The organism is Actinomadura soli, assembly GCF_005889715.1.
Lineage (GTDB): Bacteria > Actinomycetota > Actinomycetes > Streptosporangiales > Streptosporangiaceae > Spirillospora > Spirillospora soli.
On sequence record NZ_VCKW01000433.1, the window covers coordinates 1 to 4,309 of the forward strand.

At 75.5% G+C, this 4,309-nt stretch carries 5 protein-coding genes; 2 read left to right on the forward strand and 3 right to left on the reverse strand.

From position 1 onward, the window contains the following. Positions 1 to 66 precede the first annotated feature (66 nt). Positions 67 to 633 carry a DUF3000 domain-containing protein gene (locus ETD83_RS39905; protein ID WP_138650446.1) on the forward strand — a complete coding sequence of 189 codons (567 nt, stop codon included), beginning with the start codon at positions 67 to 69 and terminating at the stop codon, positions 631 to 633. 295 nt (positions 634 to 928) lie between these two features. After that, complete coding sequence (locus tag ETD83_RS39910; RefSeq protein ID WP_205718155.1) at positions 929 to 2,128, forward strand: ribonuclease D; 1,200 nt, start codon at positions 929 to 931, stop codon at positions 2,126 to 2,128. 24 nt (positions 2,129 to 2,152) lie between these two features. Here ETD83_RS39910 and ETD83_RS39915 read toward each other — a convergent pair whose 3' ends face one another. From ETD83_RS39915 to ETD83_RS39925, 3 genes are all read right to left on the reverse strand, one after another. Then, a complete protein-coding gene (locus ETD83_RS39915) occupies positions 2,153 to 2,515 on the reverse strand; it encodes a hypothetical protein (RefSeq protein WP_138650448.1) in 363 nt (120 codons plus the stop codon). 78 nt (positions 2,516 to 2,593) lie between these two features. Beyond that, positions 2,594 to 3,793, reverse strand: a complete 1,200-nt coding sequence (locus ETD83_RS39920; protein WP_138650449.1) for an ABC transporter permease — start codon at positions 3,791 to 3,793, stop codon at positions 2,594 to 2,596. After that, the coding region (locus tag ETD83_RS39925; protein WP_138650450.1) for an ABC transporter ATP-binding protein at positions 3,790 to 4,309 on the reverse strand (520 nt) is incomplete at its 5' end. The genes ETD83_RS39925 and ETD83_RS39920, both read right to left, overlap by 4 nt.

Genomic DNA, 4,309 nt, shown 5'->3' on the forward strand with positions numbered 1-4,309 from the left:
CCCGAGAACAGACCCGACCCACGCCCCCGCACCCGACCACTCCCCCGCGATCAGGCCGGTCCATCCATGAACCCACCAGCCTTCCAGCGGGCCCTCGGCACGCTCCAGGAGATCCTCGACGGGCCCGGCGTCCGCCCGGAGCTCGACCTGGAGGACATGCCCGCCCCGCAGAGCCTGGCGCCCTACGCCGCCGCACTGTCCGGCAGCGTCTACCGCGACGACGACACCGAGGTCGCGATGGGGCGCCTCATCGTCCTGTACGACCCGGGCGGCGACAGCGGCTGGACGAACGGGTTCCGCATCGTCGCCTACATCCGCGCCGATCTGGAGCCCGAGATCGCCGCCGACGAGCTGATCGGCTCCGTCGCGTGGGACTGGCTGCTCGAGGCGCTGGAGCCGGCCGGGTACGCGGGCGTGTCCGGGACGATCACCCGCGCGGTGTCGGAGAGCTTCGGCGACAAGAGCGACGAGCCGTCCACGACCGAGCTGGAGCTGCGCGCGTCCTGGTCCCCGACGGGCGACGATCTCGCCCCGCACGTGGCGGCCTGGTGCGAGGTGATGTGCACGACGGCGGGCCTGCCGCCGTCCGGCGTCGCCGCGCTGCCGGACCGTCCGGGCGGGGCAAGCGGCTGAGCGACGTACGGTAGGGGACGTGAGCACAGCGTCCGAGACCGAGGCGGCGGAAGTGCACACGGAAGCTGGCAGCCTTTCTCGTCCGTCCGTGTCCCGGAAGCCTCGCACGGCTCGTCGACCCGAGGATGAAAAAGGTTCTGTGGGAGTGTCCGAAACGCGCGCCACCGGCCCCGAGCGGGATACCGGTGCTGAGACCACGGCCGCGAGGCGGTCCGGGACCGTTCCAGAGCAGACCGCACGGGAACCGGCCGCCGACCCGGCCGCCGAGGCCGACGGCGGTCCCCCGCCCGTCCCGTTGCTGGAGCCGCGCGAGGGCGTCCCGCCCGTGATCACCGACGACGCCGAACTGGAACGTGTCATCGCGGCGTTCGCCGCGGGCGCGGGGCCGGTCGCCGTCGACGCCGAACGGGCGTCCGGCTACCGGTACGGGCAGCGCGCCTACCTGATCCAGCTGCGCCGCGCGGGCGCGGGCACGGCCCTGATCGACCCCATCGCGCTGCCCGACCTGTCCGGCCTGGACGCCGCGATCGCCGACGCCGAGCTGGTCCTGCACGCCGCCAACCAGGACCTGCCGTGCCTGGCCGAGGTCGGCCTAATCCCGCGGCGGCTGTTCGACACCGAGCTGGCGGGGCGGCTGCTCGGCTACCCCCGCGTCGGGCTCGGGTCCATGGTCGAGAACGTGCTGGGCTTCGTGCTGGAGAAGGGGCACTCGGCGGCCGACTGGTCGACGCGCCCCCTCCCGGAGGACTGGCTCCGCTACGCCGCGCTGGACGTCGAGCTGCTGGTCGAGCTGCGCGACGCCCTGCAGAACGAGCTGGAGGCCGCGGGCAAGCTGGAGTGGGCGCTGGAGGAGTTCGCCGCGATCCTGACGACGCCGCCGAAGCCGCCGCGGGCCGACCCGTGGCGCCGCACGTCCGGCATCCACCGGGTGCGGAACCGGCGGGCGCTCGCCACCGTCCGGGAGATCTGGGAGGCCCGCGACAAGATCGCCCGCGAGCGGGACCTGTCCCCCGGCCGGGTGCTGCAGGACGCCGCGATCATCGAGCTGGCGCAGCGCGCCCCCCGGACGCCCGCCGACCTGCAGGCCCTGCCGACGATGCGGGGGCGCGGCGCCCGCCGGCACCAGTCCGCGTGGCTGCGCGCGGTCGCCCGCGCCCGCGACCTCACCGACCGCGGGCTGCCCGAGCCGACCGTCCCGGGCGACGGCCCGCCGCCCGCGCACCGCTGGGCCGACCGCGACCCCGAGGCCGCCAAGCGCCTCACCGCCGCCCGCGCCGTCGTCGCCGCGCTCGCCGACGAGCACTCCATGCCGTCGGAGAACCTCATCCAGCCCGACTCCGTCCGCCGGCTGGCCTGGACGCCGCCACCGGAGGCGTCCGCGTCGGCGGTCGCCGCCACGCTCCGCGACCTGGGCGCGCGCCGCTGGCAGATCGAGCTCACCGCGCAGCCCCTCGCCCGCGCCTTCCACCGCCTGGAGTGCAAGGGCGACCTCTGAGCCGCCCGCGGACCGCCGAGCCGCCTAGAGATCGGGGAGCGGGTCCTTCGGCAGGCTGTCCCGGTCGAAGATCTCGGCGTCGGCCGCGTTGACGACCGCGATGTACTCGTCGTCCATCTCGAACACGGCGCCCGCGAACTCGAACGCCGCACCCGGGCTGGTCTCCACCGGCCCGAGCCGGGTGCCGCGCGGATAGCTGCCCCAGACGGTCTTCGGCGTGCTGCGGCTCATCGCGCCGGTGGAGATCACCGCGATCTGCTCGTCGGTGATGACGAAGATGAATCCCGCCCCGCCGCCGTACACCATGGCGGGAAAGATGTAGCGGATCTCTCCGTCGATCCCGAGGAACTCGCGGCAGCGTTCGCGGAGCGGGCGTGGTACCGGCATGGCCGTGGAGTCACCTCCCCCAGGCGAGACAGCGTCGGCGTCCCAATCATGCACCCGTTCGTGAGGGCGTCGCCAGAGTCAGGCGGTGGCCAGCGCGGCGGTCGGGGGCAGCCGCGCCGCGCGCATCGCCGGATAGAGCCCCGCGACGGTCCCGATCGCGAGCGTCGCGGCGAGCGCGCCGCCGAGCGCCCAGCCGGGAATGACCGGCGGCCAGTCCTTCCACAGCGCGAATCCGGTGGTCACCGCCGCGCCGAGGACGACGCCCGCCGTCCCGCCGAACGCCGACAGCAGCAGCGACTCGGCCAGGAACTGCGTCCGGACCTGGCCGCGCGTCGCGCCGAGCGAGCGGCGCAGCCCGATCTCGCGGCGCCGCTCCAGCACCGAGATCACCATCGTGTTGGCGACGCCGACGCCGCCGACGAGCAGCGCGACCGCGCCGAGCCCGAGCAGCAGCCCGGTGAACGCGCCGGTCGCGGCGGCCTTGGCCGCCAGCGCGTCCGAGGGGCGGCTGACCTGGACCTCCTCGGGATGCTCCGGATTCACCGTACGGGCGAGGACCTCCCTGACATCGGTGACGGAGTCGTCCGCCGACCGCTCGTAGATCGTCGTCGGATGCCCGTCGAAGCCCAGGTAGCGGCGCGCCGCGTCCCAGCCGACGAGCGCCGAGCGGTCGATCTCCGGTGCCAGCTCCGCGGGCCGCAGGACGCCGAGGACGACGAACCAGCGCCCGCCGATCCACACCTGGCCGCCCGCCCGGTCCAGGCCGAGCCGCCGCGCCGCCTCCGCGCCGAGCACGACGCCCGGGTAGCGGGCGGTGCCCGCGTTCAGCCAGCGCCCGCTCGCCGTCGCCGCGCCGAGGGTGCCGAGCAGGTCCGGCGTCGCGGCCTGGACGGAGATCCCGTGCGTGACCTCGTCCGGGATCTTGTCGGTGCGGCGGACGGTCGCGGCCACCGCGCCCGTCGCGCCGACCGCCGTGACCGGCCCGATCCGCCGGACCATCTCCGGCGCCGGCTCGGGCAGCGCGGCCTTGTCGCCGAACAGCGTGTCGCCCGGCCTGACCGTCAGCAGGTTCGTGCCGAGCCGGTCGAGCCGCCGCAGCAGGTCCTCCTTCCCGGACGACGAGATCCCGATCACGGCGACCATCGTGGCGATCCCGATCGCGATGCCGAGCGCGGACAGCACCACCCGCGCCGGACGCGCCCGCAGCCCGCCCAGGCCGACGCGCAGCACGTCCGCCGGGCCCAGCCGCGCCGGTTCCAGCTCCGCCGCCGCGCTCATCGGCTGCCCGCCTCCGCCCGCTCGTCGGCCACGATCAGGCCGTCCAGGACCCGGACCCGCCGCGGCGCCGCGGCCGCCACGTCCAGATCGTGCGTGATGATCGCGACGGTGGTCCCGGCGCGGTTCAGCTCCTCCAGCAGCGCCAGCACCTCGGCGCCCGCCGCGGAGTCGAGGTTGCCGGTCGGCTCGTCCGCCAGCAGCAGGCCCGGCCCGCCCACGACGGCCCGCGCCACCGCGACCCGCTGCTGCTCGCCGCCCGACAGCTCGTGCGGCCGGTGCCCGGTCCGGTGCCCGAGCCCGACCCGCCCGAGCGCGGCCCTCGCCCGTTCCCTGCGCTCCTTGAGCCCGGCCCCGCTGTACAGGAGGCCGTCGGCGACGTTGTCGAGGGCGCTCACGCCCGCGGCCAGGTGGAACTGCTGGAACACGAACCCGATGTGCCGCGCCCGCAGCGCCGACAGCGCCCGGTCGCTCAGGCCGGACACCTCGTGCCCTGCGACCCGCACGCTGCCCCTGGTC

Bases quoted from the DNA above. Each gene is read 5' to 3' on its own strand.
- ETD83_RS39905 (WP_138650446.1), top strand. From the start codon at position 67: ATGAACCCACCAGCCTTCCAGCGGGCCCTCGGCACGCTCCAGGAGATC.
- ETD83_RS39915 (WP_138650448.1), bottom strand. From the start codon at position 2,515: ATGCCGGTACCACGCCCGCTCCGCGAACGCTGCCGCGAGTTCCTCGGG.
- ETD83_RS39920 (WP_138650449.1), bottom strand. From the start codon at position 3,793: ATGAGCGCGGCGGCGGAGCTGGAACCGGCGCGGCTGGGCCCGGCGGAC.